Consider the following 23,711-nt stretch of genomic DNA (forward strand, 5'->3'; position numbering starts at 1 on the left):
CCAGCCGGGTCAGTTTCTGAGTACCCGCCATTTGGGCGCGGTATCGATTGACCCTCCCCAACGGAAAAACCGGTAAGGAATTTATGTGCGGATTAGCTGGCGAGTTACGTTTTGATCATCAACCTGCAGACCTTGCAGCTGTTGAACGAATTACCCACCACCTGGCCCCTCGGGGGCCCGACGCCTGGGGCTTTCATAGTCAGGGACCAATTGCCCTGGGCCATCGGCGCCTGAAAATCATGGACCTCTCGGACGGCTCGGCGCAGCCGATGATCGATGCGCAATTGGGCTTGTCACTGGCCTTCAACGGTGCGATCTACAACTTCCCGGAACTGCGCGCAGAGCTTGAAGACCTCGGTTACGCGTTCTATTCCGGTGGTGATACCGAAGTGCTGCTCAAGGGCTATCACGCCTGGGGCGAAGCCTTGCTGCCCAAGCTCAACGGCATGTTTGCCTTTGCCATCTGGGAACGGGATGCCCAACGTCTGTTCATTGCCCGTGACCGTCTTGGCGTAAAACCGTTGTACCTGTCGCGCACCGGCCAGCGCCTGCGTTTTGCCTCGGCTTTGCCGGCGTTGCTCAAGGGCGGCGACATCAACCCGATCCTCGACCCGGTGGCGCTCAATCACTACCTGAATTTTCATGCCGTGGTCCCGGCACCCCGTACCCTGCTGGCGGGCATCGAAAAGTTGCCACCTGCGACCTGGATGCGTATCGAAGCCGATGGCAGCACCCAACAGAAAACCTGGTGGACCCTGCCCTATGGCCCACATGAGGATGAGAAAAACCTCAGCCTTGAAGACTGGCGCGACCGCGTGCTCGACAGCACACGCGACGCTGTTGCCATCCGTCAGCGCGCGGCGGTCGATGTCGGCGTGCTGTTGTCGGGCGGTGTCGATTCAAGTTTGCTCGTGGGTTTGCTGCGCGAGGTCGGCGTGGAAAATCTGTCGACCTTTTCTATCGGTTTCCAGGACGCTGGTGGTGAACGTGGTGACGAATTCCAGTATTCGGACCTGATCGCCCAGCACTACGGCACGCAGCATCATCAGCTGCGTATCGATGAGAAAGAAATCATCGAACAGCTGCCCGCCGCGTTCCGTGCCATGAGCGAGCCGATGGTCAGCCACGACTGCATTGCGTTCTATTTGCTGTCGCGAGAAGTGGCCAAGCATTGCAAGGTGGTGCAGAGCGGCCAGGGTGCCGACGAACTGTTCGCCGGGTACCACTGGTATCCGCAAGTGGACGGTGCCGGCGATCCGTACACCGCTTACCGCGAAGCATTTTTCGACCGCAGCTACGACGATTACGCCGCCACTGTGCAGCCGAAATGGCTGACCGCCAATGACGCTGCCGGCGACTTCGTGAAGGAGCATTTCGCACAGCCTGGCGCCGATGCTGCGGTGGACAAGGCGTTGCGTCTGGACAGCACGGTGATGCTGGTGGACGACCCGGTCAAGCGCGTCGACAACATGACCATGGCCTGGGGCCTGGAGGCGCGCACGCCGTTTCTCGACTATCGACTGGTGGAACTGTCAGCTCGGGTGCCGGGGCAATTCAAACTGCCGGACGGTGGCAAACAGGTGTTGAAGGAAGCGGCGCGGCTGGTGATCCCGAGCGAAGTGATCGACCGCAAGAAAGGTTACTTCCCGGTGCCGGGCCTCAAGCATTTGCAGGGCAACACACTGGACTGGGTACGCGAGCTACTGCTTGATCCGAGTCAGGACCGCGGCTTGTTCAACCCCGCTATGCTCGACCGCCTGCTGACCGATCCCCAAGGTCAACTGACGCCATTGCGCGGCTCGAAGCTGTGGCAACTGGCGGCACTGAACCTGTGGCTCAGCGAACAAGGAATCTGATCGATGAAACCTCACGCTACGGCCATCAGCCAACGCTTGTTGCGCGGTCAGGCACCCTCTTACGAGCGTTTGCAGGCACGTCTGGCCGAAGATCGCTGTGAACTCGGTGCTGCTCCGATCGCCGTGCACTGTGGTTGGGGCCGACTACTGATCGGCCATACCTTCGCCGACGCCGCAAGCCTCGCCGCAGAGTTGCTCAATGAGCAACCCGGCGAGCGGGACATTGCCTTGTATGTCGCCGCGCCTCAGCAAGTATTGGGACTGGAACCCGCCCAGTTGTTTCTCGACCCGTCCGATACCTTGCGCCTTTGGTTCAGTGACTACCGCCAGGCCACACGTGTGTTTCGCGGATTTCGTATTCGTCGCGCACAAAGCGAGGCAGACTGGCAGACGGTCAATCAGCTGTATCAGGCGCGCGGCATGCTGCCGATCGATGCCACATTGCTTACCCCGCGCCACTTGGGCGGCCCGGTGTACTGGTTGGCAGAAGATGAAGACAGTGGTCAGATTATCGGCAGTGTCATGGGGCTCAATCACCAGAAGGCGTTCAACGATCCGGAACACGGCAGCAGCCTGTGGTGCCTGGCTGTTGATCCGCAATGCTCCCGACCAGGTGTCGGTGAAGTGCTGGTGCGGCATCTGATCGAGCACTTCATGAGTCGCGGTCTCGCGTACCTCGACCTTTCGGTTCTGCATGACAATCGCCAGGCGAAAAACCTCTACAGTAAATTGGGCTTTCGCAACCTCTCGACTTTTGCCATCAAGCGCAAGAACGGGATCAATCAACCATTGTTCCTCGGGCCTGGCCCCGAAGCGCAATTCAATCCCTACGCCCGGATTATCGTCGAGGAAGCGCACCGACGCGGTATCGATGTACAAGTCGACGACGCCGACGCCGGGATGTTCACCCTCAGTCATGGGGGGCGCCGGGTGCGTTGCCGTGAATCTCTCAGCGATCTGACCAGCGCCATCAGCATGACCCTGTGTCAGGACAAAAGCCTGACCCACAGAGTGCTAAAGGCTGCAGGACTGAACCTGCCCTCCCAGCAATTGGCTGGTAACGCCGATGACAATCTGGCCTTTCTCGACGAGCACCAGAGGGTGGTGGTCAAGCCGCTGGATGGCGAACAGGGCCAAGGTGTGGCGGTGGATTTACAAACCATTGAAGAGGTGCAGCAAGCCATCGAGTCCGCCCGCCGTTTCGACAGTCGCGTATTACTGGAAAGCTTTCACGAGGGCCTCGACCTGCGCATTCTGGTGATCGGATTCGAAGTGGTGGCCGCCGCGATTCGTCGGCCGGCCGAAGTAGTGGGTGATGGTCAGCATTCCATCGGTGCGCTGATCGAAGCGCAGAGTCGGCGTCGACAAACGGCCACCGGCGGTGAGAGCAGGATCCCGCTGGATCACGAAACCCAGCGCACTGTGCAGGCCGCCGGATATGACTACGCCAGTGTTTTGCCGGCGGGCGAGCATTTGTTCGTGCGGCGCACGGCGAACCTGCATACCGGCGGTATTCTTGAGGACGTCACCGCAATCCTGCACCCGGCGTTGGTGGACGCCGCTGTGCGGGCAGCGCGGGCACTGGACATTCCGATGGTTGGCCTCGACCTGATGGTGCCGGCTGCCGATCAACCGGAGTATGTGTTTATCGAGGCCAACGAGCGGGCCGGATTGGCCAATCATGAACCGCAACCGACGGCGGAGCGGTTTGTCGATTTGTTGTTTCCGCACAGCCAGCCGGTGGTCTCTTAGTTTTGTGTGCCTGGACTGGCCCCTTCGCTGGCAAGCCAGCTCCTACATTGGCATGCGCACTCCTCTAGGAGCTGGCTTGCCAGCGAAAGCGGCCTGACAGGCAAAAAACATCCCCTCATCGAAACCATCGATGCGCTCAATTCATCAGGAGTTTCCATGACTAGCAAAATCCCAGAACCCGATCTCGGTTACCTGCAAAAAGTCCTGCTGGAAATGCTCGCCATTCCCAGCCCGACCGGCTTCACCGACACCATCGTGCGCTACGTCGCAGAACGCCTTGAAGAACTCGGCATTCCCTTCGAAATGACTCGGCGTGGCACGATCCGCGCCACGCTCAAAGGCAGGAAAAACAGCCCGGACCGCGCCGTCTCCGCGCACCTGGACACCATCGGCGCGGCTGTGCGTGCTGTGAAGGACAACGGTCGCCTGACCCTGGCGCCGGTCGGCTGCTGGTCCAGCCGGTTTGCCGAAGGCAGCCGCGTCAGCCTGTTCACCGACAACGGCGTGATCCGTGGCAGCGTGTTGCCACTGATGGCCTCCGGGCATGCGTTCAATACCGCCGTGGATGAAATGCCGATCAGTTGGGATCACATCGAATTGCGTCTGGATGCCTATTGCACCACCCGCGCCGATTGCGAATCCCTGGGTATCAGTGTGGGTGACTTTGTCGCCTTCGACCCGCTGCCGGAGTTCACCGAAAGCGGCCATATCAGTGCCCGTCACCTCGACGACAAGGCCGGCGTGGCCGCATTGCTGGCGGCGCTCAAGGCCATCGTCGACAGCGGCGAAGAGCTGATGATCGACTGTCATCCACTGTTCACCATCACCGAGGAAACCGGCAGTGGCGCGGCAGCGGCATTGCCTTGGGACGTCAGCGAATTCGTCGGCATCGACATTGCACCGGTCGCCCCCGGCCAACACTCCAGCGAGCATGCCGTGAGCGTGGCCATGCAGGATTCCGGTGGACCTTATGACTATCACCTGTCCCGGCATTTATTACGCCTGGCCAGTGACAACGAATTACCGGCCCGGCGCGACCTGTTCCGGTATTACTTCAGCGATGCCCATTCGGCGGTCACCGCCGGCCATGACATTCGCACCGCTCTGCTCGCCTTCGGCTGCGACGCCACTCACGGCTACGAACGCACCCACATCGACAGCCTCGCCGCGCTGAGCCGATTGCTCGGTGCCTACATCCTCAGCCCGCCAGTGTTCGCCAGCGACGCGCAACCGGCCAAGGGTTCACTGGACCGCTTCAGTCACCAGATCGAACACGAGACCCAGATGGAAAGCGATACGCGGGTGCCGTCGGTGGACAGTCTGGTGGGGCAGCGGTCGGACGGTTAACAGGTGTAAAAACCGTAGGAGCTGCCGAAGGCTGCGATCTTTTGATGTTTGGCTTCAATGGCGCCGTACAAGATCAAAAGATCGCAGCCTTCGGCAGCTCCTACTGGTGATGTATTGATAACCGCCGTAGCATCGCGCGATTGATTGAACCGAGGTGCCTATGCTGATCCCCCACGACCAACTTGAAGTCGATACCCTGACCCGCCTTATCGAAGATTTCGTGACCCGCGACGGTACCGACAATGGCGACGACACCCCACTGCAAACCCGCGTCCTGCGCGTGCGTCAGGCTTTGACCAAAGGCCAGGCACTGATTGTGTTCGACCCTGAGAGCGAACAATGCCAATTGATGCTCAAGCACGACGTACCCAAACACCTGTTTGACTGACCCCTTCAGTTGCCCTTCTTTTTTGCCACTTTGGTCCGAATACGTTCATACACCTCGGATCGATGCACCGCAACGTCCTGTGGAGCTTCAACGCCAAAACGAATGTTGTTTCCGTTGATCGCAAGTACGCGCACGGAAATGTTGTCACCAATGGAAATGATTTCGCCCACAACGCGGCTGAGTACGAGCATCAGGTATGTCCTTCAAAGGTTACCGGCCCCTGAAGATGCCCGGCTCGCCGCACGCCTTCAATGCATTGGCAGTAAATCAGTCTCGCCCTACAACGCCGGCCTGCTCCGCTGACAGAAAGGTCTGACAGGTTCGTTTAGGTGCAGGAAATCTCTGTCAGGAAGCGGAGAATCGTGGGCCAAACAGGATAATGCTCGCGCCAATCACACACAGCGCTACGCCAATCCAGTCCGATCCCAGCGGGCGAATCCGCTCGACCACCGCCAGCCAGCCGATCGAGGCAATGATGTAGATGCCACCGTAAGCGGCATAGGCGCGACCCGCGTAGGTCGCTTCGACACGGGTCAGCAGCAGCGCGAAGAGCGTGAGGCTGATGAGGGCCGGCACCACCCACCAGGCACTTTTGCCCTGACGCAGCCATATCCAGAAGGCAAAGCACCCGGCAATTTCGAACAGCGCGGCGAGGAAAAACCACAGGTAATTGAGCATGCACGTAACTCGCGAGGATGGCCGATGGCGGCCACCCTAACCAGCGCAATGCACAGGAGCAAGATCAGCTTGCGGTTTGTTTGGACTTGGCGCGCATTTTATCGGCCATGACGGTCATTTCGTTGTAGAGCAACTGCGGGTTCTTCTGCTTGATCGCCCAGGCCATGCGGCCCTGTTCGTGTGGCAGGATCATGAACTCGCCAGCGGCGACCTGCTGATAGATGTAATCGGCGATGTCGGCAGCCGTGATCGGTGAGCTCTCAAGCAACTTGCCGACTTGAGCTTTCATGGCCGGGGTCGGGCCTCGGAAGGAGTCCAGCAGGTTGGTCTGGAAGAACGACGGACATACCACATGCACGCCGACTTCCTGGTGCGCCAGTTCGATCAGCAGGCTTTCCGACAACGCAACTACGCCTGCCTTGGCCACGTTGTAATTGCTCATCGCCGGGCCTTGCATCAGCGCAGCCATCGACGCGATGTTGATGATTTTGCCTTTACTCTTTTCCAGCAATGGCAGGAAAGCCTTGCAGCCCTTGACCACACCCATCAGGTTGATCGCGATCTGCCAGTCCCAATCTTCAAGGGACAGCTCATTGAAAAATCCACCTGACGCCACGCCCGCATTGTTGACGATGACATCGATACCGCCGAATTTGACTTCGCAAGCCTGGGCGAACGCGGTCAGCTGGCTATAGTCGCGCACATCGCAGCGCTGGATAAACCCGTCGCCGCCGGCTTCGCGCACCAACGTCAATGTTTCCTGCAAGCCGGGCTCACTGACGTCCGACAATGCCAGTTGCCAGCCTTCACGCGCCCAGCGCAGCGCGATTTCGCGACCCAGGCCAGAGCCCGCGCCAGTAATCATCATGCGATTTTGCATAGCAAACAGCCTTAGTTGTGTCAGGGGAAGATGCACCGAGTGTAGCGAAGGATATGCCCCGACCCACGCTCCATCAGATTGCTGAATGGCCCAGGCAAACCCTGGAAGCGCCCGGGCCAACTAGCACAACAAGAACCGAAATAAGGACATGTCCGAAATACTTTAAAAAACTTGGAATTTTCTCACCCTGACAGCAGTCGGATTTTTTAAGCAGCTCGAATATCTGTCATTCCCGCTGACTGTAATTGGCATGGTCAATCCAAACCCTAATCAACAAGGAAACAGACATGGGCACAATACTTATCATCATTCTGATCCTGTTACTGATCGGTGGTTTGCCGGTCTTCCCGCACTCCAGAAGTTGGGGTTATGGTCCGTCCGGTATCATCGGCGTGGTATTGGTGGTGCTGTTGATCCTGCTCTTGCTCGGCAAAATATGACGATCTGACAGGCAAAAAAAAGAGGCTCTGCAAGAGCCTCTTTTTTATTGCGTCACAACTTAGTCCGGCGTCCCGTCGACCACACCGGCGGTGTTGTCCAGCAGGCTCTTGGTCGCCGTTTGCAAGAACGCCTCGAGTTTGGTTTTCAACTCCGCGGTGCGCGGCGCGTCCGAGATAACCTCGGCACGTGGATTAGCACCCAGTTCGTACTGGTACATCTTCGGCGCCATGTCCTTGTCCCGCGGCAGCACCAGAATCTGGTCGGCGGTAATAATGGCCGTGGTCTGCTCGCTGCCCGAAGGCTTGATCACGCCAAAACCCGGGTCGCCTTCCGGCAGGTTGAGCAGATCTCGACCCCAGCACTGATGGCGCACTTCACCACCGATGCGACCCATGATGGTCGGCACGATGTCGATCTGAGTGCCCACGGTGTGGTCGCGCTGGCCGAATTTTTCCTGGATGCCCGGTGCAATCATCAGCATCGGCACATTGAAGCGCCCCAGGTCCATTTCGGTGATCTGGCGCTCGTTGCCGAAACCGTGGTCACCGACGATGACAAACAACGTTTCCTTGAAGTACGGCTCCTTGCGGGCCTTTTCAAAGAACTGGCCCAAAGCCCAGTCCGAGTAGCGCATGGCGGTCAGGTGTTCGTTCAGGCTGCCACGATCAGTGACGCGCTCGACCGGCAATGGCGTCGGCAACGCGTATGGCGTGTGGTTGGACAGGGTTTGCAGCAAGGCATAGAACGGCTTGCCGTTTTCCCGCGCCTTGAGCTCCACCAGACCACGGTCGAACATGTCCTGGTCGGACACACCCCAGGTCGGATCCGAGAACACCGGGTTAACGAAATCGTTACGGCCGATGAAATTGGTCATGCCCTGGTTGCTGAAGAAACCCGACTGGTTGTCCCACGCGAAATCGCCGTTGTAGACATACACATCGTCGAAGTCACGCACGCTGAGCAACTGCGGCAAGCCCGACAGCTTGTGACTGCCTTCCGGAGTCTGCATCAGGTATTCGAAGCCCGGCAGGTTCGGGAAGCAGGCCATGGTGGCGAACATGCCCTGGTGGGTATGGGTACCGTTGGAGAAGAAACGGTCGAACATCAACCCTTCCTTCGACAGTTTGTCGAGGTACGGCGTGATGTTGCCCGGTGCGCCAAGCGCACCCACCGAGTGCCCCGCCATGCTTTCCATCAGGATCACGACGACGTTCTTGATCGGCAGGGTCTTGTCCGCCGGCGGCGTGTAATCGCGACGGACCGCTGCGGTCTCGCCATCCACCAGCTTGTCATCCGCCATCACCAGCATGTCACGCACGACTTGTTGAGCTTGCGGCTGTGGCAGCGTGGCTTTCCAGATATTGTCGCGATCTTCGGACATGCGGCTCTTGGCGGCGGCAACCAGCGAAAGCGTACCATTGAGACCCAGTTGATTGGCGAAGTTGGAGTCCGTGGTGTAGACGTCACCCCAGCGCATTGGCGGACCTTGACGTAAAGTGCCACGGGCCGCGACCACGCAGATCAGCAAGCAAACCACAAACACACCAACGCGCGCGTACCACGGTGCTATCTGGCGCGTGCCGATACTGCCACCACTGAAAGGACCACGAGGTCGGGTCGCACGGTCGGCGCCCTTGAACGCCATGCTCAGGATCACGGTGCCCACGGCCCATGCCAGGAGGTAGCGGACCACCGGGAAACCGTACCAAAGCATGCTGGCCACGGTTTTCGGATCTTCCTTGACGTACTGGAAGACCAGCCCGTTCAGGCGCTGGTGGAATTCACGGTAGAAATCCATCTCCATCAGGCCCAGGAACAACGCGATGCTGGAGACAAGGGTCAGCCAGAAGCGAAAGAACCCGCGCGCCGCCATGGCCCGGACGCTGAACAGCGCCAGCAACAACGGAATGCTGAGGTAGACCACCAGGCGCAGGTCGAAACGCAGGCCATTGGTGAATGCTTCGAAAAAGGTCGAGGCCGGGGTGTCGAGGATCATCTCGCGGTTGTAGACCAGCAGCGCGACGCGCAGCAGGCTGAACATGACCATCATGACCAGGGCACACAACAGCGTGTAGGCCAGATGCGATTTGACGGTCGGTTGCAGCAGGCGACTAGAAGCTCGCTGCTGATTCAGGGCGTCCGGGATTGCCATGTCGTTTTAGGACCCATTGGAAGTTGAAGTTTCAAAAAAACAGCGGCGCCTTACCCTCTTATGGCCAGTACCTGGCCCCGGGGTTTGCGCGGTGCGCAAATGTTGCACGATCAACGGCAGCATTGCCATTGATAACTACGCTCACTCAAACGCTGCATAGGCGCTGAGCCAACCGCAAGGTCAAAGGATCGCAGTCTGCGGAAGCTCCTGCAGGGATGTGTTCAGCATCCGCAAGAACGCGGGGCGGATTGTCTTGGAGGGTTTGTGAAAAATTCGTGCAACGAATATTCGGATACAAAATAAAGCGCTGTCCAACTCTGAAAAACAGAAACGCCCCGAACCGGTCGGGGCGTTTACAAGCCTGCTCAACGTACCGTTACTTCTCGGCACGTTCCTTCAAGGCTTTCAAGGTATTGAAAGGAGCATCCACCACGAACTTGTTGGCCACCATCGACGGTACGCTGCCACCAGGTTCGGTGTGCACCTGATAGGTCACTTCGACCTGATCGCCCTTGGGCACGAACTTCCAGAAACCCTCGACCTTGTCCACACGGACGAAACCTTTTTCTTCGGGAATGTACTTCGGCACGCCTTCAAGCTTGCGGGTCAGGCTGCCATCGGCGCCTTCGATGGTCGTGACATGCAGCACCGAATCACGGGCAGTGACTGGCCACGGCGTATTGAACTGAGTGTAGGTCCAGGTCTGATCGCCTTCGTGTTTGAGCAATTTCTGGATTTTGCATTCGTGAATCCAGGCGCAAGCGCCCGGTACGTCTTCCTGCAACGCACGCAGTTTGGCCACGGTGGTCTTCATCAGCGCCACCCCCTGGTAAGCCTTGTAATCGGAGCCAGCCACTTCGCTCAGGGACACCTTGATGCCGTCTTCGCTCTTGGCGACTTTCCAGTCCTCGGCCTGTGCAACCGACGTGGCCAGCACGGCCGTCAAACCACACAAAACAGCAATACGATGCAGCGAACCCATAGTCTTATTCCTTATTGTTGAGTTTCCGTTGGTTCAACACATCAAGCGGCCGTCATTTGCTCCCACCAGCCGATCAGCCTGATGGCTTCGTCGCTGCTGTTGCCACACACCTCGGGGTCGGCTTCAAACGCCGAGCACACCGCTGGTCGTTCCGGTTGCCCGAAAATCTTGCACAGGTTTTCGTCGGACAATTGCAGGCAGCGTTCACCCGCGGCTTTGCCATTGGGCATTCCGGGAATCGGTGAACTGATGGAAGGGGCAATGCAACAGGCACCACAGCCCTCACGGCATTTCATGACGGCAAGCTCCTCGCGACGAGCAATGTGTTAAAGGACGTGCCACAGAGTACCTGCTAAAACACTTGTTTAAAATTACCCGCAGGCGAGTTTTTCAGCTGAAACGGACGTGACCGGACAGTCTCCGACAAAGCGTCTGATCTGCGGCTCACGGATTGGGACGTGTTACTGCTTGAACTCGAATTCCAGTGCTGCGCCTTCGACTTCATGGCGTTCTTCATTGCGTAGTTGCAACTGCATTTCGTTGCTCAGCAACCGACCGTTGAGTTGAAACGGGCTATTTTTGTCGCCGAACATTTGTGGCAGCAACGGTTCTCGCTTGGGCAGCGGTACGGTACCGACCGGCTTCAACTCTTGAACCATGTCCCGGGGCAGCCTCAAATCCAGTTGAGCAGGTGGAAGCTGAGTTTTCACAACTTCACTGGCCGGCTTCGATTTGGAGGCAATCGGTGGGCGCTTTTTCACAACCTCAGCGCGCTTTTTGACGGGTTCGGCTGTTTTGTCGGGCGTATCGGTATTCTCTTTAACCTGCAAATTGCCGCTGGACGGTACGTCCTGCAAGGAAGCAGCAACGGCGGATGCTGGCTGAATGCTCGCTGACAAGCAGATCAACAGCCAGGCGGCAGGAAAAATCGGTTTCATGGACCCAACGGTGCAAACGGCAGAGAAGCCTATGCTCCCCTGTTGCAACGGACAAGACAAGCGCAGTCGGTAACCGCGCGTTACATGTCACAGACCGCCAGCCGTCTCCTGGCAGAGTTGGGTAGCCAGCATGCCCAGCGTCATCAATGCGCGCTCCGCTTCACGGTTCCACGGGATGCCACAGTTCAGACGGATACAATGATTGAACTGCTCGGTATTACTGAAAATCAGCCCCGGCGCAATACTGATGCCCTGCTGCAATGCCCGGACGTGCAGTTCCTGGGTATTGACCCTTCCCGGCAAACTGACCCAAAGAATGAATCCGCCGGTCGGCCGTGTCATTTGGGTACCTTCCGGAAAATACTGCTGCACGGCCAGTTGGAAGGCGCTGAGGTTTTTCCGGTATTCCTGGCGGATGAAGCGCAGATGTCGATCGTACCCGCCATTTTCCAGATACGCCGCAATACCCATTTGCGTGACACTGCACGCAGAATGCGTGCTGAACGTCTGCAACCGCTGGATTTCCTGCTGATATTTGCCGGCGATCATCCAGCCGATCCGTACGCCCGGCGAAAGGGTTTTGGAGAAACTCGAGCAATAAATCACCCGATCCAGGCGATCATAGGCCTTGAGTGACTTGGTGCGGCCTTGCTCGAACATCAGTTCGCCGTAGATATCGTCCTCGACAATCTGGATATCGAAGTCCGATGCCAGGCGCAGCAGTTGTTTCTGCCGCTCCTCGGGCATGGTGCCTCCCAATGGATTGCTCAGACGCGTGGTCAGCACCAGCGCCTTGATCGACCACTGGTTGGCCGCCAGCTGCAGGGCTTCGAGACTCATGCCAGTGGATGGATCGCTAGGGATTTCGATAACTTTCAAGCCCAGCAGATCCGCCAGTTGCAGCAAACCATAATAGGTTGGCGACTCAGCGGCGATCAGGTCACCCGGACGAGTCAAGACACGCAAGGACATCTGCAGGGCATCCACGCAACCGTGGGTGATCACCACTTCCGACGGGTCGACCACCACGCCGGCATCTCGCATGCGGATTGCCACTTGTCGACGCAAGGGTTCGAACCCGGGGCTGAACATGTAGCTGAACGCACGAGGGCTGTGGAATCGGGTGACCTTGGCCAACTGCTGATGCAGTGCCCGCACCGGCAAATAGTCGACACTCGGCACCGCCGCACCCAGCGGAAAAACACCTTCACGACGGGATTCGACCAAGACTTGCTGAATAATACTACTGCGAGTGACAAGCCCCGGTCGTTCGACCCGGGCGATGTCCGGTGTAGGTGCCGTCAGGGCCGGCGTCTGGTGCACGTAGTACCCGGACTGCGGCCGTGCACGGATCAGCCCCTGATCTTCAAGATTGGCGTACGCCTGCAACACTGTTGCATGGCTGACATTGAGCTGCGAGCTCATCTTGCGTACCGACGGCACGCGCTCTCCCGGTTGATAGACCCCACGGCGGATGTCTTCGGCCAGTTGCTGGGCAATACGTTGGTAGAGCAAAAGATTGGTCATGACGCAGCACTCGATTTCACGGGCATTTTATTCTTGTGTGAAACAATACCGGAACAGTTTAGAAGTGTACTGGGACAGTTGTCACAATAGTCGACCGTACAGTGCATTGTCAGCAAAAACTGTACTGTTGTGTGAGCGAATTGGCAGGCGTAAAAAAACCCGGCACTGCATGACAGGCCGGGTTTTCCAGAGACGCAACCCTCAGCGGGCGGCGCCGAGCTGGCCTATTTCGTCGGAGAATACAATTTCTACCCGACGGTTCTGCGCCCTTCCTCGTTCGGAGGCGTTCACATCTACCGGGTACTCATCGCCATAGCCCTCGACTTTAATGCGTTTGTCGTCGATTCCCAGATCCATCAGCAAGTCGGCGACCGATTGCGCACGGTCGCGAGACAGTTTGAGATTCTCCTGCTTGCCGCCGGTACTGTCGGTATAGCCTTCGATGCGAATCACGCGCTTGGGATTGAGTTGCAGGAATTGCACGATTTTCAACACCACGCGATTGGCCGAGGTTTTCAGTTCTGCCTCGCCCGTGTCGAACAGCATGTCACCCAGGGTCATCACCAGTCCGCGATCGGTCTGAGCCGTGGTCAACGCGAGTATCTGCTCCTCGAGCCATTTACCCTGCTGCTGCACGCTAAACAGTTTGGATTCGCGCAAGGCCAATTGCAGACGCTGGCGTTCCAGTTCGAGTTTCGCTGCACGCTCTTCGTTGAGCACCTGATTGGTGTGTTCTCTGGCAATCTCGCTGTAGCGCTGGCTCAAATACGCGTAGTGCACGACATCCGTTCCGCTTCCCCAGTAACTGGACAAGCGATCGGCGCGGGCCAGGGACTCACCGGCGCGAATTACATCCTTGGGGGCGATACGCAGCACATTGGAGTCTTCCTTGACCTTCTGGAAGTCGGTACTGGCTTGCTGGATTGCCGTCTCGCTGCGCTGACCCGCGCACCCGTAAAGACTCGCGCAACCCGCCAGGATCAAACCACAGAGCGCTTTGTTCTTGAGGCTCATTGGGCATCTCCCAATTGCTTGCGCAGACGGGTAATGCGGGTATTGAGCACGTCCAGTTGTTCCTCGCTCTTGAGTGTCAGTACTTTGGCTTCGGCCAGACGCGCATCCAGTTCGGCCTGCTCGGCGCGCATGCGTGCATTCTTGAAGGAATCGTCAGCCATACTGCCCTTGGCGCGGTTGAATTTGTCTTCGGCCAGTTTCATTTCCGGCACATCGTCGGCGTTGGCGCCAACTGCCTTGGCTTGCTCCAGTGCCTGTTCAGTCAGGCGCATTTGTTCATTCGGCGCCGGATCGGCTGCACAACCCGCCAGAGCCAAAAAGGCCAGGGCAGCGAAAAGAGGTCGAATACTCACGAAAAATCCCTACTGTTTTTGGATACTGGCGGGGTGTAGCGGCGCTTGCTTCTGTTGCGCGGTCCAGCGCTCGATATTGCGTTGCAGCACAGCCTCCGTCAGTCCGGACGCGGGCAATTCTGTCATCTTTTTAGCCAGCTGTCCGCGCAACCACGGATCGTTGCAGGCGGAGTTATGGGAAACCGCCAGGAACAGGCCCGGTCTGTCCACCGGTTGCGCACGCGCGATCAGGTCGTTGCCCATGCCAAGTGTCTGCGCCATCGCCATGCCCGAGTAGCGCCCGGCGAGGACAAATTCCACCTCGCCCAAGAGCAATTTTTGCAAAGCCTGGGTCAGATTTGGCGCACGACTGAGGGTCAATTGCTGCTCGGCAAATGTGCCGAATGCCGAAGTCAATCGAGATTTTTCCGACACTGCGCCGGAGTGGCCGTGCAGGTCCTGTGCTTCGTTGTAGACCAGCGTGGAATCCTTGCGGGTCCAGACCAGGTAATCATTTTCCAGCAGTGGCGGATGAATGTAGTCCAGGTTTTCCAGTTCGCTGACTGTCAACGGCGCGTCCGCCAGCATGTCCATCCGCCCACTGCGCACTTCGTCCAGAGCCTGGGAGCGTTTGCCGGCATAAAGCAGCTCGACCTTGATCCCCAACTCCCCCGCCACCTGCTGCAATAAATCAGCGCTGGCTCCGATAAGGTGCTTGGGGTTTTGTGGGTCTTGCCACAGATACGGCGGTGCATCCGGGCTACCGGTGACTACAAGGCGTTCGCACTTTCCTGCGGCAATCGAAAATGCCGGTAATAGCGCCAATCCCAGCAAACTCCAGACAAAACGCAGATCCATGGCAATACACTCCACTCATTCCCGGTTATGTCACCGTAGGAGCCTCTTTGCACTCGACAGCTCCTACAAAAAAGAGCAAAAAAAAGCCCGACCAAAAGGTCGGGCTCTTTATAAGTGAAGCAGCCGGATTAGACCAGCTTCTCCAGCTCAGGGATAGCTTCGAACAGGTCCGCCACCAGGCCGTAATCGGCCACCTGGAAGATCGGCGCTTCTTCGTCCTTGTTGATCGCAACGATCACTTTGGAGTCTTTCATGCCGGCCAGGTGCTGGATCGCGCCGGAGATACCGACGGCGATGTACAGCTGCGGTGCAACGATCTTGCCGGTCTGACCGACCTGCATGTCGTTCGGTACAAAACCTGCGTCGACCGCGGCGCGCGAAGCACCGACGGCAGCGCCCAGCTTGTCGGCCAGGGCGTACAGGTGTTTGAAGTTGTCGCCGTTCTGCATGCCGCGACCGCCGGAAACGACGATCTTGGCAGCGGTCAGTTCCGGACGATCGGACTTGGCCAGTTCTTCGCCAACGAAGCTGGAGATGCCAGCGTCGTGGGCAGCGGCAACGGCTTCTACCGAAGCGGAACCACCTTCAGCAGCCACCGGGTCGAAACCGGTAGCACGCACGGTGATCACTTTCACTGCAGCGTTCGATTGAACGGTAGCGATGGCGTTACCAGCGTAGATTGGGCGCTTGAAGGTGTCAGCGCTTTCTACCGAGATGATCTCGGAGATCTGGTCAACGTCCAGCGCAGCGGCAACGCGCGGCAGGATGTTTTTGCCGTTGGAAGTAGCGGCAGCCAGGATGTGGCTGTAGCCCTTGCCCAACTCTGCTACCAGAGGAGCGACGTTTTCCGGCAGTTGGTGAGCGTAGGCAGCGTTGTCAGCTACCAATACTTTGCTCACACCAGCGATTTTCGCAGCAGCTTCAGCCACGGCACCAATACCCTGGCCAGCAACCAGAACGTGGATGTCACCACCGATTTTGGCGGCAGCAGCAACGGTGTTCAGGGTGGCAGGAGCCACAACCTTGTTGTCGTGCTCAGCGATTACCAAGATAGTCATGATTAGATTACCTTCGCTTCGTTTTTCAGTTTCTCGACCAGTTCAGCCACCGACTTGACCTTGATACCCGCGCTGCGTGCAGCAGGCGCTTCGACTTTCAAGGTTGTGTTGGTGGAGGCGGTGGAAACGCCCAAAGCGTCCGGAGTCAGCACTTCGAGAGGCTTCTTCTTGGCTTTCATGATGTTTGGAAGAGACGCATAACGCGGCTCGTTCAGACGCAGGTCGGTGGTAACGATGGCCGGCAGTTTCAGGGAAACTGTCTGTGCGCCGCCGTCGATTTCACGGGTAACAGCTACGCTGTCGCCGCTGATTTCCACTTTCGAAGCGAACGTGCCCTGACCGTAGCCGCTCAAGGCAGCGAGCATCTGGCCAGTCTGGTTGTTGTCGCTGTCGATGGCTTGTTTGCCAAGGATCACCAGCTGAGGCTGTTCCTTGTCGACAACAGCCTTCAACAGTTTGGCAACGGCCAGGGAAGTCAGATCTTCGGCGGACTCGACGAGGATGGCGCGGTCGGCACCCAGAGCCAGCGCGGTGCGCAGTTGCTCTTGAGCGGTGGTCGGGCCGACGGAGACAACGACGATTTCAGTCGCAACGCCTTTTTCTTTCAGGCGTACAGCTTCTTCAACGGCGATCTCGCAGAACGGGTTCATCGACATCTTGACGTTGGCAAGATCGACGCCGGAATTGTCCGCCTTGACGCGAACTTTCACGTTGTAATCCACAACGCGTTTGACAGCTACAAGAACCTTCATGGATTCCTCGTTACTCTCCGGTGAAAAGAAAGTCGCCTAGGCGAACCTGGCGGTTGATGCTCATCGGGCGCAAGGGCACCTCCAAAAACGCCGGCAAAGGTGTCAAGTGACCATCGCTCATGATCTGGATGACCGTTCGTCAGTGGTGACCGACGAGTCATTCGCTATCGCGGCGTGTAAACTGCGCGCCAAAGCTGCGCTGCATATCACTCTCTACTGCCATCGCCCTGTCTTTAGAGGTGCTCTTGAAGCCACCAGTCAGCCTACGGCGAGCGCAAAACCGACCGTATCTTGACCGGAACGCCTATTCCGGTCAATACGCCAAAATAGCCGTTCATAAGGCGCGTGACTTTGATTTCTCTGGGTTTGAGCCAATTCAAACAAACGTTTGTATTGGACGCTGGGAGTGGTGTAGATATAATGCGCCACCCAGAGAGAAAGGTGGTCAATCGTTTGTCCGCTATCGGCATTACGCCGGGATTCATGGATGCGACACCAAACCTCCAATTAGAAAAAAAACTGTTGAGCCTTGAGTAGGAGATAACCTGTGGAACGCGAATACATGGAATTCGACGTGGTCATCGTCGGTGCCGGCCCCGCTGGTCTTTCCGCCGCCTGCCGCTTGAAGCAGAAGGCTGCTGATGCCGGTAAGGAAATCAGCGTCTGCGTGGTCGAAAAAGGCTCCGAAGTCGGTGCTCACATTCTGTCCGGTGCCGTGTTCGAACCACGCGCCCTGAATGAACTGTTCCCGAACTGGAAAGAACTCGGCGCGCCGCTGAACACGCCAGTCACCCGCGACGACATCTTCGTTCTGAAGAACGCTGAAAGCTCGCAGAAAGTCCCTGACTTCTTTGTGCCCAAGACCATGCACAACGAAGGCAACTACATCATCTCCCTGGGCAACCTGTGCCGCTGGCTGGCCCAGCAGGCCGAGAACCTGGGCGTGGAAATCTACCCGGGCTTCGCCGCTCAGGAAGCGCTGATCGACGAAAACGGCGTGGTGCGCGGGATCATTACCGGTGATCTGGGCGTCGACCGCGAAGGTCACCCCAAGGACGGCCTGTACACCCCTGGCATGGAACTGCGCGGCAAGTACACGCTGTTCGCCGAAGGCTGCCGTGGCCACATCGGCAAGCAGCTGATCAAGCGTTTCAACCTGGACACTGACGCTGACGCCCAGCACTACGGCATCGGCTTGAAAGAAATCTGGGAAGTCGACCCGGCCAAGCACCAGCCAGGCCTGGTGGTCCACACCGCCGGTTGGCCGATGGACATCATGGGCACCGAGAACACTGGTGGCTCGTTCCTCTATCACCTGGAAAACAACCAGGTCGTGGTGGGTCTGATCGTCGACCTGTCCTACAGCAACACTTACCTGTCGCCGTTCGACGAGTTCCAGCGCCTCAAGCATCACCCGGTGCTCAAGCAGTATCTGGAAGGCGGCAAGCGCATCAGCTACGGCGCCCGCGCCATCTGCAAGGGCGGCCTGAACTCGCTGCCGAAAATGGTCTTCAAGGGTGGCGCGCTGATCGGTTGCGACCTCGGCACCCTGAACTTCGCCAAGATCAAAGGCAGCCACACCGCGATGAAGTCCGGCATGCTCGCCGCTGAATCGGTGGCAGACGCGCTGTTCGCCGAGAAAGATGGCAGCGAAGAGCTGACCACTTACGTCGACGCGTTCAAGAACAGCTGGCTCCACGAAGAACTGTTCGCCAGCCGCAATTTCGGTCCGGCGATCCACAAGTTCGGCGCGATCGTCGGCGGTGGTTTCAACTGGCTGGACCAGAACATCTTCGGCGGCAAACTGCCGTTCACCCTGCACGACACCAAGCCGGATTACGCTTGCCTGAAACTGGCGGCCGACTGCAAGAAGATCGACTACCCGAAACCGGACGGCAAGATCAGCTTCGACAAATTGAGCTCGGTGTTCATCTCCGGCACCAACCACGAAGAAGAGCAGCCGTGCCACCTCAAGCTGACCGATCCGAGCATCCCGATCAGCAAGAACCTGCCACTGTACGATGAGCCTGCTCAGCGTTACTGCCCGGCCGGCGTGTACGAAGTGATCACCAAGGAAGACGGCGAGAAGCGCTTCCAGATCAACGCCCAGAACTGTGTTCACTGCAAGACCTGCGACATCAAGGACCCAGCACAGAACATCACCTGGGTGACGCCGGAAGGCGCTGGCGGCCCGACTTACCCGAACATGTAAGCCGAACCGCTGAACATCGAGGCTCCCGCAATGGGGGCCTTTTTGTTGCCTGCGATAATGATCCCCCTGTAGGAGCCGACTTGCTGGCGATAGCGGTGTGACAGGGACATCTGTCTCGACTGATACACCGCCATCGCCAGCAAGCCGGCTCCTGCAAGGAAATTGCGGAGGGTCAGGCTGCGCGTTCATCACCAGGACTGCGCTCAAAATAGCGCTTGTACTCGCGACTGAACTGCGACGTGCTCTGATACCCCACCCGATGCGCCACCTGCGCCACACCCATTCCCTCCCCCACCAACAACTGCTGCGCCCTCAGCAAACGCAGTCGCTTCAAGTACTGCACCGGTGACAACAAGGTGCTGCGCTTGAAATGCTCATGGAAGGTCGAGGCACTCATGTTCGCGCAACTGGCCAGGGTCTCGACGTTCAATGGCTCGGTGTAATGTGCATGCAGATGACTGAGCGATGCCGCGATCCGGGCGAACTGACCCTGCTGTTCCACCAGTGCGCGCAGTACATCGGCTTGTGGACCGCGCAGTGCAACAAACAACAATTCGCGCAGACGCGCTTGCCCCATGATTTGGCATTCCAGAGGATCGTGCAGACACCGCAACAGCCGCTCGACACAACCTCGCATCGCATCATCGAGCACCGCCGAGGTCATGGACTCAGGCGTTTGCGCCGGGATATTCCGCCCCGGCGCCAAGCCCATCGCCATCACCAACTCGCCGAGCATGACCCGGTCAATCGCCACGGAAACGCCCAGCATCGGGCCAGCGGGTGCCGCAAAGGTTTCGCACTCGAACGGCACCGGCAACGCCTGGATCAGATAGTGCCCGGCGCCATATTCAAGGGTGCGCTGCCCCAGATACGCCAGCTTGCTACCCTGGGCAATGATCACCAGGCTCGGCTCGTAAATCTGCGGTCCACGGGCCACATCACAACTGGCCCGTAGGACCTGCACGCCCGGCAAGGCAGTCGGGACGAAACCGTCGCGAGTGGACAGCGGCTCGATCAGTGAAACCAGGGTGGCATTGGCATCAAGGTGACGGGTCAACAGCATCGGAGTTCTTCACAAAAAAGACACGGGAACGGGATGAAAACATCATCGCAGATCCACTGACCAATGCGACGGATCACACCCGCATGCCGGAGGAATAGGCATGACACCCGGAGGAATCGTCATTTGCGCTACAGGTTTCGACGCCCAAAATGCGCCACCTCATCTGTCACTGCTTTTGCGAGGTTCACCATGTACACCGCCATCGGATACGCCGCCCAGTCGGCCACCACGCCCCTCGCCCCCGTGAAGTTCCAACGCCGCAGCCCACGAGCCGACGACGTGGCGATCGATATTCTTTTTTGCGGCGTCTGCCACTCCGACATCCATCAGGCCCGCAACGAGTGGGGCATTGCCGTTTACCCGCTGATGCCCGGCCATGAAATCGTCGGAAAAGTTACCGCCATCGGTACGAACGTTACCCGACATAAAATCGGCGACCTGGTTGGCGTCGGCTGCATGGTTGACTCTTGCCGCAGCTGCGAAGCCTGCCAGGCTAACCTCGAGCAATACTGCTTCGAAGGTCCGACCATGACCTATGCCACCCCGGATCGAGTGGATGGCAGCAATACCATGGGCGGGTATTCCAACAGCATCGTGGTCAGCGAGCATTTCGTGGTACGCATTCCCGAGTCACTGGACCCGGCCAACGCCGCGCCGATCCTGTGTGCAGGTATCACCACCTACTCGCCGCTCAAGCACTACGGCGTAAAGGCCGGTGACAAGGTCGGAATTCTCGGAATGGGCGGCCTCGGCCACATGGGTATCAAATTTGCGAAGGCCATGGGCGCTGAAGTGACGTTGTTCACTCGTTCGGCGAACAAGGCCGAAGAGGCTCGTCGTCAGGGCGCGGACCATGTGATCGTGTCCACCGATGACACGCAGATGCAGGCAGCCGCCGGTCACTTCGACTTCCTGCTCGACACCATTCCGGTGCAACACGACCTCAACCCTTACCTCGATACGCTGCGTTTCGACGGCGTGCATATTCTGGTGGGGTTGATCGAACCGGTCGAGCCACCAGTGCATGCGGCCAAACTGGTGTTGGGGCGTCGGATGCTGGCCGGGTCGCTGATAGGCGGCATCGCCGAAACCCAGGAAGTGCTGGATTTCTGCGCCGAGCACAACATCACCTGCGACATCGAGATGCTCGACATCCGTCAGATCAATGAGGCTTACGCCCGTATGATTGCCGGTGACGTGAAGTACCGTTTTGTCATCGATATGGCGACCCTCAAGGTCTAAACCTTGAGTCCCAGTTCCGACGACAGCCGGGCCGTGACCCCTTTGATCAGGGGAATCAGCTCGGCCATTTTTTCCAGAGGCATGTATGGCACGGTGCTGGCGATGCTGATACCGGCGACGATGCGTTTGCTGGCATCACGGATCGGCGCCGCCACGCAGCGGATCGACGGTTCATTGTCTTCCAGATCGAAAGCGTAGCCGCCCGCCACGTACTCGATCATGCGCTGCTGAAACTGCTCCCAGGATTGTTCGGGGTGTTGCGGCCAGAACTGGCTTTTCCCACCCGCCGGCAGGCTGACTTCGTACAGGCGCTGCCACTCTTGCGGCGAGTCATCGAGCATCAGCGCCTTGCCGATGCCGGTGCGCGCCAACGGCATGCGATGGCCGACCCGCGAACGCATTTCCGGACCATTGCGCCCCGGATTCTTGTGCAGGTACAGCACTTCGTCGCCTTCACGAATCGCCAGGTGAATAGTGTCGCCGGTCAATGCTGACAACTCATCCAGATACGGCCCGGCCAGAGTCACCAACGGCAACTCTTCACGAGCCTGAAAACCCAGCTCGATCAGCTTCGGCCCTAGCAGATAACCGACTTGCGGCACTACCCGCAGATAACGCTCGTCCACCAGGCAACTGGCCAGGCGATGGGTGGTGCTGCGCGTGGTGCCGATCAGCCGGGCAATTTCCTTGAGATCGCGGGCGCCACTGGCTACGGCCTGGACCACGCCCAAACCGCGAAGCAGTGTCTGGGTGCCGGTCGGCGCGGTGTCCTTGGCAACTTTTGGGGCGTCTTCCTGCATATCCAGCCTTTACCGTTGAGCGAGTGAACGGGCGGCATTATGGTCGCCCGCGTGCCACGACTACAACTTGATACGCTCGACCTTGCCCACCAGCAAAATGTAGGAAAGCGCACCAATCAACGCCAGAACCGAGATATAGGTGATCGCCGGGGCGAAAGAATCGCCGCTGGCAAGGAACCCGATCACGATAGGCGTGGCGATGGCCGACAAGTTGCCGATGAAGTTGAACACCCCGCCGGTGAGCCCCAGCAAACGCGCTGGAGCCAGGGTCGACACCAAGGACCAGGTGATCGAAGCCAGACCGTTGCCAAAAAATGCCAGCGCGAGGAAGGCAATCACCAATGGCGTCGAGTCGACAAAATTGGCGCCGATGATCGACGTGGAAATCAGCAGCCCGCTGATGATCGGCAGCTTGCGGGCGAAGCCCACCGAGTAACCGCGACGGATCAAAAAGTCCGAGAAGAAACCGGAACACAACACACCGACAAACGCAGCGAGAAACGGCAGTGACGCCAACAGACCGGACTTGATGAAATCCATGCCACGGTATTTCACCAGGTACGTCGGGAACCACGTCAAGAAAAACCACAGCGTCGAGTTAAGGCAGAACTGACCGAGGTAAATGCCCCAGAGCTTGCGCTTGGTCAGAACAACGCCCAGGTCGCTCCAGCTGAATTTGGCTTTGACCCTGGCTTGTTCGGACTGGATATCCACCAGCCCGCCGCCCTCGCGGATCAGGTCGATTTCAGCCTCATTGGCACCGCTGAAATCCCGTGGTTCGCGATACACCGCGTACCAGATTGCCGCCCAAATGATCCCCACCGCGCCCGTGGCGACGAAGACCATATGCCAGCCGAACTCGTGCTGAAGCCACGCCAGAACCGGCGTCAGGAAAGCCAGACCGACAAATTGTCCGGAAGTGTAGAAACCGATGGCCGTGGCGCGTTCGCGCTCAGGAAACCAGGTGGTGACCACGCGGCTGTTGATTGGATAGGCCGGCGCTTCCAGGGCACCGACCGCCATGCGCAACACGAACAGGGCGATGAAGCTGGCGGCGAAACCGAGCATCACCGTGGCCACCGACCACAGCAGCAAGGCGACGCTGTACAGAATCCGCGGAGGCACCCGGTCCACTAGCCAGCCACCAGGGATTTGCATGGCGGCGTAGGTCCAGCCGAACGCGGAGAAGATCAGGCCGACGTGGATCGGGTCGATACCCAGATCGGTGGTCAGTGCTGGCGCGGCAATCGACAGATTACTGCGGTCCAGGTAGTTGATCACCACGGTGATGAACAGCAGCACCATGATGAAAAAACGCTTGCGGCTGGGCGTCACCAACGACGCCTGCCCGGTGAGGGTTTGCGGTTGCATGAAGGGTGCCTCTTTTTATGGTTATTGAGGTCGTTCCAAGACTGGCGCTAATCCCGTAGGAGCCGGCT

23 protein-coding genes are annotated in these 23,711 nt (G+C 58.4%); 7 read left to right on the forward strand and 16 right to left on the reverse strand.

What is annotated here, in order from left to right; translation table 11 throughout:
* Window positions 1–83: 83 nt before the first annotated feature.
* The 4 genes from AD668_RS21045 to AD668_RS21060 all read left to right on the forward strand — a co-directional run bounded on the left by AD668_RS21045 (window position 84) and on the right by AD668_RS21060 (window position 5,343).
* Window positions 84–1,856 (forward strand): N-acetylglutaminylglutamine amidotransferase, encoded by a 1,773-nt coding sequence (locus AD668_RS21045; RefSeq protein ID WP_053161814.1) that lies wholly within the window; start codon window positions 84–86, stop codon window positions 1,854–1,856.
* A gap of 3 nt (window positions 1,857–1,859) precedes the next feature.
* Window positions 1,860–3,608: an N-acetylglutaminylglutamine synthetase gene (gene ngg, locus AD668_RS21050; protein ID WP_053161816.1), complete on the forward strand. Its 1,749-nt coding sequence runs from the start codon at window positions 1,860–1,862 to the stop codon at window positions 3,606–3,608.
* Window positions 3,609–3,764: 156 nt separating this feature from the next.
* A complete protein-coding gene (locus AD668_RS21055; protein ID WP_053161817.1) occupies window positions 3,765–4,955 on the forward strand; it encodes an osmoprotectant NAGGN system M42 family peptidase in 1,191 nt (396 codons plus the stop codon).
* Window positions 4,956–5,115: 160 nt separating this feature from the next.
* Window positions 5,116–5,343, forward strand: a complete 228-nt coding sequence (locus AD668_RS21060; protein WP_053161819.1) for a YheU family protein — start codon at window positions 5,116–5,118, stop codon at window positions 5,341–5,343.
* Between the two features lie 5 nt (window positions 5,344–5,348).
* On the opposite strand, the gene csrA is transcribed toward AD668_RS21060, so the two are convergent.
* The 3 genes from csrA to AD668_RS21075 form a co-directional block, all read right to left on the reverse strand.
* The gene (gene csrA / locus AD668_RS21065; protein ID WP_053161821.1) at window positions 5,349–5,534 is read right to left on the reverse strand and encodes a carbon storage regulator CsrA; all 186 of its coding nucleotides are present in this window, start codon (window positions 5,532–5,534) and stop codon (window positions 5,349–5,351) included.
* Between the two features lie 154 nt (window positions 5,535–5,688).
* Complete coding sequence (locus AD668_RS21070; RefSeq protein ID WP_053161822.1) at window positions 5,689–6,021, reverse strand: YnfA family protein; 333 nt, start codon at window positions 6,019–6,021, stop codon at window positions 5,689–5,691.
* A gap of 64 nt (window positions 6,022–6,085) precedes the next feature.
* Complete coding sequence (locus AD668_RS21075; RefSeq protein WP_053161824.1) at window positions 6,086–6,901, reverse strand: SDR family oxidoreductase; 816 nt, start codon at window positions 6,899–6,901, stop codon at window positions 6,086–6,088.
* Between the two features lie 287 nt (window positions 6,902–7,188).
* On the opposite strand from AD668_RS21075, the gene AD668_RS29105 reads away from it, so the two are divergent.
* On the forward strand, window positions 7,189–7,341 hold the full coding sequence (locus AD668_RS29105) for a DUF3309 family protein (protein WP_018606531.1): 153 nt from the start codon (window positions 7,189–7,191) through the stop codon (window positions 7,339–7,341).
* 59 nt (window positions 7,342–7,400) lie between these two features.
* Here the strand turns inward: AD668_RS29105 and AD668_RS21080 are convergent, their stop codons facing one another.
* The 10 genes from AD668_RS21080 to AD668_RS21125 form a co-directional block, all read right to left on the reverse strand.
* Window positions 7,401–9,494 carry an LTA synthase family protein gene (locus tag AD668_RS21080; protein ID WP_053161827.1) on the reverse strand — a complete coding sequence of 698 codons (2,094 nt, stop codon included), beginning with the start codon at window positions 9,492–9,494 and terminating at the stop codon, window positions 7,401–7,403.
* A gap of 376 nt (window positions 9,495–9,870) precedes the next feature.
* On the reverse strand, window positions 9,871–10,476 hold the full coding sequence (locus AD668_RS21085) for an START domain-containing protein (RefSeq protein WP_053161829.1): 606 nt from the start codon (window positions 10,474–10,476) through the stop codon (window positions 9,871–9,873).
* A 41-nt stretch (window positions 10,477–10,517) separates the two neighbouring features.
* Window positions 10,518–10,772, reverse strand: coding sequence for a YkgJ family cysteine cluster protein (locus AD668_RS21090; RefSeq protein ID WP_053161832.1), 255 nt, complete (start codon window positions 10,770–10,772; stop codon window positions 10,518–10,520).
* 165 nt (window positions 10,773–10,937) lie between these two features.
* Window positions 10,938–11,414, reverse strand: coding sequence for a hypothetical protein (locus AD668_RS21095; RefSeq protein WP_053161834.1), 477 nt, complete (start codon window positions 11,412–11,414; stop codon window positions 10,938–10,940).
* Window positions 11,415–11,501: 87 nt separating this feature from the next.
* Window positions 11,502–12,941, reverse strand: a complete 1,440-nt coding sequence (locus AD668_RS21100; RefSeq protein WP_053161835.1) for a PLP-dependent aminotransferase family protein — start codon at window positions 12,939–12,941, stop codon at window positions 11,502–11,504.
* Between the two features lie 201 nt (window positions 12,942–13,142).
* Window positions 13,143–13,955 carry an OmpA family protein gene (locus AD668_RS21105; RefSeq protein WP_053161837.1) on the reverse strand — a complete coding sequence of 271 codons (813 nt, stop codon included), beginning with the start codon at window positions 13,953–13,955 and terminating at the stop codon, window positions 13,143–13,145.
* A complete protein-coding gene (locus AD668_RS21110; RefSeq protein ID WP_053161840.1) occupies window positions 13,952–14,308 on the reverse strand; it encodes a DUF4398 domain-containing protein in 357 nt (118 codons plus the stop codon). The genes AD668_RS21105 and AD668_RS21110 overlap by 4 nt, the downstream gene beginning before the upstream one ends.
* 9 nt (window positions 14,309–14,317) lie before the next feature.
* A complete protein-coding gene (locus AD668_RS21115; RefSeq protein WP_053161842.1) occupies window positions 14,318–15,145 on the reverse strand; it encodes an ABC transporter substrate-binding protein in 828 nt (275 codons plus the stop codon).
* 128 nt (window positions 15,146–15,273) lie between these two features.
* A complete protein-coding gene (locus AD668_RS21120) occupies window positions 15,274–16,203 on the reverse strand; it encodes an electron transfer flavoprotein subunit alpha/FixB family protein (RefSeq protein ID WP_053161844.1) in 930 nt (309 codons plus the stop codon).
* A gap of 2 nt (window positions 16,204–16,205) precedes the next feature.
* Window positions 16,206–16,955 (reverse strand): electron transfer flavoprotein subunit beta/FixA family protein, encoded by a 750-nt coding sequence (locus AD668_RS21125; RefSeq protein ID WP_053161846.1) that lies wholly within the window; start codon window positions 16,953–16,955, stop codon window positions 16,206–16,208.
* Between the two features lie 547 nt (window positions 16,956–17,502).
* Between AD668_RS21125 and AD668_RS21130 the strand changes: the two genes are divergently transcribed.
* The gene (locus AD668_RS21130) at window positions 17,503–19,167 is read left to right on the forward strand and encodes an electron transfer flavoprotein-ubiquinone oxidoreductase (protein WP_053161848.1); all 1,665 of its coding nucleotides are present in this window, start codon (window positions 17,503–17,505) and stop codon (window positions 19,165–19,167) included.
* A gap of 172 nt (window positions 19,168–19,339) precedes the next feature.
* Here the strand turns inward: AD668_RS21130 and AD668_RS21135 are convergent, their stop codons facing one another.
* Window positions 19,340–20,230 carry an AraC family transcriptional regulator gene (locus tag AD668_RS21135; protein ID WP_053161850.1) on the reverse strand — a complete coding sequence of 297 codons (891 nt, stop codon included), beginning with the start codon at window positions 20,228–20,230 and terminating at the stop codon, window positions 19,340–19,342.
* Between the two features lie 189 nt (window positions 20,231–20,419).
* Between AD668_RS21135 and AD668_RS21140 the strand changes: the two genes are divergently transcribed.
* Window positions 20,420–21,472 carry an NAD(P)-dependent alcohol dehydrogenase gene (locus tag AD668_RS21140; protein WP_053161852.1) on the forward strand — a complete coding sequence of 351 codons (1,053 nt, stop codon included), beginning with the start codon at window positions 20,420–20,422 and terminating at the stop codon, window positions 21,470–21,472.
* Here the strand turns inward: AD668_RS21140 and AD668_RS21145 are convergent.
* Together AD668_RS21145 and AD668_RS21150 are read right to left on the reverse strand one after the other, a co-directional pair.
* The gene (locus AD668_RS21145; protein ID WP_053161854.1) at window positions 21,469–22,272 is read right to left on the reverse strand and encodes an IclR family transcriptional regulator; all 804 of its coding nucleotides are present in this window, start codon (window positions 22,270–22,272) and stop codon (window positions 21,469–21,471) included. The genes AD668_RS21140 and AD668_RS21145 overlap by 4 nt on opposite strands.
* A gap of 60 nt (window positions 22,273–22,332) precedes the next feature.
* Window positions 22,333–23,643 (reverse strand): MFS transporter, encoded by a 1,311-nt coding sequence (locus tag AD668_RS21150; protein ID WP_053161857.1) that lies wholly within the window; start codon window positions 23,641–23,643, stop codon window positions 22,333–22,335.
* Window positions 23,644–23,711: the final 68 nt, after the last annotated feature.

The sequence above is a fragment of the Pseudomonas sp. P1.8 genome (assembly GCF_001269805.1).
Lineage (GTDB): Bacteria > Pseudomonadota > Gammaproteobacteria > Pseudomonadales > Pseudomonadaceae > Aquipseudomonas.

Excerpts from the sequence above, each read along its gene's own strand:
- AD668_RS21090 (WP_053161832.1), bottom strand. The coding sequence starts at position 10,772 with ATGAAATGCCGTGAGGGCTGTGGTGCCTGTTGCATTGCCCCTTCCATC.
- AD668_RS21075 (WP_053161824.1), bottom strand. The coding sequence starts at position 6,901 with ATGCAAAATCGCATGATGATTACTGGCGCGGGCTCTGGCCTGGGTCGC.
- AD668_RS21140 (WP_053161852.1), top strand. The coding sequence starts at position 20,420 with ATGTACACCGCCATCGGATACGCCGCCCAGTCGGCCACCACGCCCCTC.
- AD668_RS21135 (WP_053161850.1), bottom strand. The coding sequence starts at position 20,230 with ATGCTGTTGACCCGTCACCTTGATGCCAATGCCACCCTGGTTTCACTG.
- AD668_RS21085 (WP_053161829.1), bottom strand. The coding sequence starts at position 10,476 with ATGGGTTCGCTGCATCGTATTGCTGTTTTGTGTGGTTTGACGGCCGTG.
- AD668_RS21150 (WP_053161857.1), bottom strand. The coding sequence starts at position 23,643 with ATGCAACCGCAAACCCTCACCGGGCAGGCGTCGTTGGTGACGCCCAGC.
- AD668_RS21145 (WP_053161854.1), bottom strand. The coding sequence starts at position 22,272 with ATGCAGGAAGACGCCCCAAAAGTTGCCAAGGACACCGCGCCGACCGGC.
- AD668_RS21045 (WP_053161814.1), top strand. The coding sequence starts at position 84 with ATGTGCGGATTAGCTGGCGAGTTACGTTTTGATCATCAACCTGCAGAC.
- AD668_RS21100 (WP_053161835.1), bottom strand. The coding sequence starts at position 12,941 with ATGACCAATCTTTTGCTCTACCAACGTATTGCCCAGCAACTGGCCGAA.
- AD668_RS21115 (WP_053161842.1), bottom strand. The coding sequence starts at position 15,145 with ATGGATCTGCGTTTTGTCTGGAGTTTGCTGGGATTGGCGCTATTACCG.
- AD668_RS21125 (WP_053161846.1), bottom strand. The coding sequence starts at position 16,955 with ATGAAGGTTCTTGTAGCTGTCAAACGCGTTGTGGATTACAACGTGAAA.
- ngg (WP_053161816.1), top strand. The coding sequence starts at position 1,860 with ATGAAACCTCACGCTACGGCCATCAGCCAACGCTTGTTGCGCGGTCAG.
- csrA (WP_053161821.1), bottom strand. The coding sequence starts at position 5,534 with ATGCTCGTACTCAGCCGCGTTGTGGGCGAAATCATTTCCATTGGTGAC.
- AD668_RS21070 (WP_053161822.1), bottom strand. The coding sequence starts at position 6,021 with ATGCTCAATTACCTGTGGTTTTTCCTCGCCGCGCTGTTCGAAATTGCC.
- AD668_RS21080 (WP_053161827.1), bottom strand. The coding sequence starts at position 9,494 with ATGGCAATCCCGGACGCCCTGAATCAGCAGCGAGCTTCTAGTCGCCTG.
- AD668_RS29105 (WP_018606531.1), top strand. The coding sequence starts at position 7,189 with ATGGGCACAATACTTATCATCATTCTGATCCTGTTACTGATCGGTGGT.
- AD668_RS21095 (WP_053161834.1), bottom strand. The coding sequence starts at position 11,414 with ATGAAACCGATTTTTCCTGCCGCCTGGCTGTTGATCTGCTTGTCAGCG.
- AD668_RS21055 (WP_053161817.1), top strand. The coding sequence starts at position 3,765 with ATGACTAGCAAAATCCCAGAACCCGATCTCGGTTACCTGCAAAAAGTC.
- AD668_RS21120 (WP_053161844.1), bottom strand. The coding sequence starts at position 16,203 with ATGACTATCTTGGTAATCGCTGAGCACGACAACAAGGTTGTGGCTCCT.
- AD668_RS21060 (WP_053161819.1), top strand. The coding sequence starts at position 5,116 with ATGCTGATCCCCCACGACCAACTTGAAGTCGATACCCTGACCCGCCTT.
- AD668_RS21105 (WP_053161837.1), bottom strand. The coding sequence starts at position 13,955 with ATGAGCCTCAAGAACAAAGCGCTCTGTGGTTTGATCCTGGCGGGTTGC.